The 4,584-nt window shown below is 55.8% G+C and carries 7 protein-coding genes; 6 read left to right on the top strand and 1 reads right to left on the bottom strand.

The features are described 5' to 3' along the window. The first annotated feature begins 20 nt into the window (after positions 1-20). The gene (gene rplT, locus NCN04_RS08190) at positions 21-368 is read left to right on the top strand and encodes a 50S ribosomal protein L20 (protein ID WP_048347645.1); all 348 of its coding nucleotides are present in this window, start codon (positions 21-23) and stop codon (positions 366-368) included. A gap of 36 nt (positions 369-404) precedes the next feature. Next, complete coding sequence (locus tag NCN04_RS08185; protein ID WP_048347644.1) at positions 405-980, top strand: tetratricopeptide repeat protein; 576 nt, start codon at positions 405-407, stop codon at positions 978-980. On the opposite strand, the gene NCN04_RS08180 is transcribed toward NCN04_RS08185, so the two are convergent. After that, complete coding sequence (locus NCN04_RS08180; protein WP_048348407.1) at positions 948-1,469, bottom strand: hypothetical protein; 522 nt, start codon at positions 1,467-1,469, stop codon at positions 948-950. The two genes, NCN04_RS08185 and NCN04_RS08180, sit on opposite strands and share 33 nt — an antisense overlap. A 94-nt stretch (positions 1,470-1,563) precedes the next feature. Between NCN04_RS08180 and NCN04_RS08175 the strand changes: the two genes are divergently transcribed. The 4 genes from NCN04_RS08175 to NCN04_RS08160 all read left to right on the top strand — a co-directional run. Continuing rightward, a complete protein-coding gene (locus NCN04_RS08175) occupies positions 1,564-2,376 on the top strand; it encodes a thiazole synthase (RefSeq protein ID WP_250395755.1) in 813 nt (270 codons plus the stop codon). A 134-nt stretch (positions 2,377-2,510) separates the two neighbouring features. Further along, positions 2,511-2,678, top strand: a complete 168-nt coding sequence (psb34, locus tag NCN04_RS08170; protein ID WP_048347642.1) for a photosystem II assembly protein Psb34 — start codon at positions 2,511-2,513, stop codon at positions 2,676-2,678. A 58-nt stretch (positions 2,679-2,736) separates the two neighbouring features. Then, positions 2,737-3,933 carry an NAD-dependent epimerase/dehydratase family protein gene (locus NCN04_RS08165; protein WP_048347641.1) on the top strand — a complete coding sequence of 399 codons (1,197 nt, stop codon included), beginning with the start codon at positions 2,737-2,739 and terminating at the stop codon, positions 3,931-3,933. Between the two features lie 13 nt (positions 3,934-3,946). Further along, positions 3,947-4,584, top strand: a 638-nt coding sequence (locus tag NCN04_RS08160) for a glycosyltransferase (RefSeq protein ID WP_250395754.1), incomplete at its 3' end; no start/stop codon positions are given.

The following is a 4,584-nucleotide window of genomic DNA, read 5'->3' as shown; positions in this document are numbered from 1 at the left end:
AACTTCTCCAAATCTGATTCATGGCTCGCGTCAAGAGAGGCAATGTTGCCCGTAAACGCCGCAATAAAATTCTCCGCTTAGCCCGTGGTTTCCGCGGCAGCAACGGAACACTCTTCCGTACCGCAAACCAACGCGTCATGAAGGCGCTTTGTAATGCCTACCGCGACCGTCGTCGTCGCAAGCGTGATTTCCGCCGTCTTTGGATTGCACGGATCAACGCTGCTGCACGGTTGAATGGCGTGAGCTATAGCCGCTTGATCGGTGGTCTCAAGAAAGCTGATGTGCGGATCAACCGCAAAATGTTGGCCCAAATGGCTGTTGTCGATCCTGCGAGTTTCGCCAACGTTGTGAATGCCACTCAGGGTTAATGATCAGTCCCCATTGGGACGTTTCTTGGGTCTGACATGAATTCCTTGCTGCCTCAGACCTATTTGTTGGGCCTGATCGGCCTCTTGGCGATCGTCGCTGTGGTTGTCGGTCGCCAATTTTTACGTGTTCGTCGCGACGAACAAAGTTTGCTCAAGATGGAGCAAGACAAGGTCGCGTCCTCTAAAGACGCAGGTGCTTTGTATGAGCTGGCATCGGTTCAATTGCGCAAGCGTTTGTACCCGCAGGCGATTGTGACCCTGCGCCAAGCGGTCAAAAAGCTCAACGACGAGCCCGATGAAGCACGGGCGCTCATTGAGAATGCCCTGGGCTACGCGTTAGCAGCGGAAAAAGATTTTACGACTGCCGTACGCCACTACAAATCAGCTCTTCGCGCTAAAGAGAATTACCCAGTAGCAATCAATAATCTTGCTTTTGCGCAAGAGCGCTTATTAGAAAACGAGAAAGCTTGTGCCCTTTATCGCCAAGCACTCGATATTGACCCTAAAAACAAAACTGCACGCAAGCGGTTAAAACGCTTGGAACGTGCAGCTTCAAAGGTCAAAAATTCGAGTCAAGCCTCACCAAAGGGCCCTGATGGGCGCGGATTCTGAAACAGCGCAGCTTCCTGAAAGGTCAAGACGCCCACCGGGATTCGTCAGCCTTGGAGCCACCCATCCAGCCAATGAAAAGTCCTGTAATCCTAAAAATCTCCCGCCAATTTCCAAGTCATCGGTGAGCTCAGGAGATAAGGGCAGAAGGTCAAGCTGATCCGATTTGGCATTGAGATTGCCCTGAACAGGCGTTGAAATCGAGCCGATGCGCATTTCACCGCGCAAGTCCACCATCTGGCCCATTGGCCTCAAACGGGTCAAGGTCAATTCCACATCCACGGTGGAATTTGACGTGAACGAGGTGTAATTTCCGCACCACTGGCGTGGCAGGGTTGCAGCGAGATCAGCAGCGCGGGCAACAGGATCAAAACTCTCAACAGATCCCTCAAGTTCGAGAGGTATAGCTAGTTGTGAACTATCAAACGATTGGGAAGACTCAAACGGTGCCTGAATCTCAACCGGTACGTCCATGACGGGAGGAACGGGCATGCAAGCAATAGATGATTTGCGCAGGGTAGAGCGGTTGCGGCCTGCTTGGACCCCATCACGATCCGGTTCTCCAACCAAACCGCAACTGACCACTATGAATCCGACCCACTCTCAAGACGATGCACTCCAAATTGGAGGACGTACTTTCAGCAGCAGACTGATCACCGGGACGGGCAAATACCCGAGCTTGGAGGCCATGCAGCACAGTCTGCAGCGCTCAGGCTGCGAGATGGTCACAGTTGCCGTACGACGGGTTCAGGCCGTCGCTGAAGGGCATGCAGGGCTGATGGAAGCGATTGACTGGTCACAAGTCTGGATGCTCCCCAATACGGCGGGATGCACCAACGCGGAAGAGGCCGTGCGGGTGGCCAGGCTCGGCAGGGAGCTCGCCAAGCTGGCGGGTCAGGACAACAACAATTTTGTAAAACTCGAGGTCATTCCAGACAGTCGCCATTTGCTGCCCGACCCCTTTGGAACATTGGAAGCAGCAGAAATACTGGTGAAGGAGGGCTTCGCAGTTCTGCCCTACATCAATGCCGACCCACTGCTGGCCAAGCGCTTAGAAGATGTGGGCTGCGCCACCGTGATGCCGCTGGGATCCCCCATCGGATCAGGTCAGGGATTGCGCAATGCTGCCAACATTGGCCTGATCATCGAGAACGCCACGGTGCCGGTGGTGGTCGATGCGGGGATTGGCGTGCCCAGTGATGCGGCCCAAGCCATGGAGATGGGCGCGGATGCGGTGCTTATCAACAGCGCCATTGCTCTTTCTGGACAACCTCCTCTGATGGCAGAAGCCATGGCCAACGCCGTTCATGCAGGGCGCCAATCCTTGCGGGCTGGCCGATTGCCAACCCGCCCAGAAGCCTCTCCAAGCTCCCCTACCAGCGGACGAATCAACAGCTAACAAGGAACAATCTGCCCATCAACCCCTTCACCGCCTCGATGCAACAAAACATCTCGGGACGTAAAGGAACATGAAGGAGCAGGGGCGCAACAGCGATCCAGTCCATAAGGTCCCGTTCAGTTGTAGCTCAATCCATGCAGGTCACTGAAGAAGATGGCGGTCGCCTCAATGCCTTCGCCAAGGAACCTCGTATGGAAGTGATCAGCGACGGCGCCTCTCTCAGCAACAGCTCTCGGCTTCTGATCATCACCGGCGCAGTGCTTGTTGTCTCACTCATTGCTCTGTCCGTAGCCGTCAGCTGAAAACCCTGTAGTAGCTTGCGAGAAATCAGCGGCTTGCTCGCTTCAGCAGGAGTTTGGGGTGAAAGTTCTCGTTTTAGGTGGTGACGGCTTCTGCGGCTGGCCTTGTGCGGTGAATTTGGCCGACCAAGATCACGATGTTTTGATCGTGGACAACCTCAGCCGTCGCAAGATCGACATCGACCTTGAAGTGGAGTCGTTGACGCCGATCGTGAGCATCGGAGAACGTCTGAAGGTGTGGGAAAGCATTGGCGGAAAGCCCATGCGATTCATCCATATGGACATCGCCCACGAATACCAACGGCTTCTCGACCTGATCATTGAAGAGAAACCGGATTCGATCGTGCACTTCGCCGAACAGCGAGCTGCGCCCTACTCGATGAAGAGCAGCGCCACCAAGCGCTACACCGTTGACAACAACGTGAACGGCACCCACAACCTGCTGGCAGCGATCGTGGAATCGGGCCAAGACATCCACGTGGTCCACCTCGGCACGATGGGTGTGTATGGCTATGGCTCCCACCGTGGCGCCACCATTCCTGAGGGCTACCTGAAGGTGGAAGTGCCCCAGCCTGACGGCAGCCGTTTTGAAGAGGAAATTCTTCATCCGGCCAGTCCTGGCAGCGTTTATCACATGACCAAGACGCTCGATCAGTTGCTGTTCCTCTACTACAACAAGAACGACAAGGTCCGAATTACTGACCTTCACCAAGGCATTGTTTGGGGCACCAACACCGAGGCCACGGATCGTGATCCGCGCCTCACCAATCGCTTTGATTACGACGGTGACTACGGAACGGTGCTGAACCGCTTCCTGATGCAAGCAGCGATCGGATATCCACTCACCGTGCATGGCACCGGCGGTCAAACCCGCGCCTTCATTCACATCCGTGACTCGGTGCGTTGTGTGCAGCTCGCGCTCGAAAACCGCCCAGAGAAAGGCGAACGGGTCAAGATCTTCAATCAAATGACCGAGAGCCACCAGGTGGGCGAATTGGCCAAGAAGGTGGCTGCTTTAACAGGTGCTCAGGTCAACAATCTTCCGAACCCCCGCAACGAAGCCGTTGAAAACGATCTGATCGTGGACAACCGCTGTTTCATCGAGCTGGGCCTTAAACCCACCACCCTTGATGACGGCCTGTTGAAGGAGGTTGTGGAAATCGCCACGCGCTATGCGGATCGCTGCGACCGGAATCGCATCCTCTGCACATCAGCCTGGACCAAGACGCAGGCCCAAGCCATCGGCAACGCCTCCTAATCGGGACGAACCCTTGAAAATCGCCTTTTTTACAGAAACATTCCTCCCCAAAGTCGACGGCATCGTGACCCGGCTCACCAAAACGGTGAAGCATTTGGTGGATGCCGGAGACGAGGTGGTGGTGTTCTGCCCAGAGGGCGCACCGAGTCATTACATGGGAGCCAAGGTGGTGGGGGTTCCCGCCATGCCCTTGCCGCTCTACCCAGAGTTGAAGCTGGCCTTGCCGCGGCCTGCTGTCTCCGAGGCCATCGATGCCTTCCAACCAGACCTGATCCACGTGGTCAACCCAGCGGTTTTGGGCTTAGGGGGCATCTGGCTCGCCAAGACCAAATCCATCCCCCTCATCGCCAGCTACCACACACATCTGCCGAAGTATCTCGAGTACTACGGCATGGGCATGCTCGAACCCCTGCTGTGGGAGCTGCTGAAAGCGGCTCATAACCAAGCAGTCCTAAATCTCTGCACCTCCACCGCGATGGTGCAAGAGCTCAGCGATAAGGGCATCCAGCACACCGCCCTGTGGCAGCGGGGCGTGGATACGGAGTTGTTTCGGCCCGAGTTGCGTAGCCCCGCACTACGTCAACGCTTACTTGGTGGTTACGACGACCGCGGAGCGCTTCTGCTGTATGTCGGACGGCTGTCAGCAGAAAA

The sequence above is a fragment of the Synechococcus sp. MU1655 genome (assembly GCF_023630655.1).
Lineage (GTDB): Bacteria > Cyanobacteriota > Cyanobacteriia > PCC-6307 > Cyanobiaceae > Synechococcus_C.
This window is presented reverse-complemented; position numbering and strand designations above follow the sequence as displayed.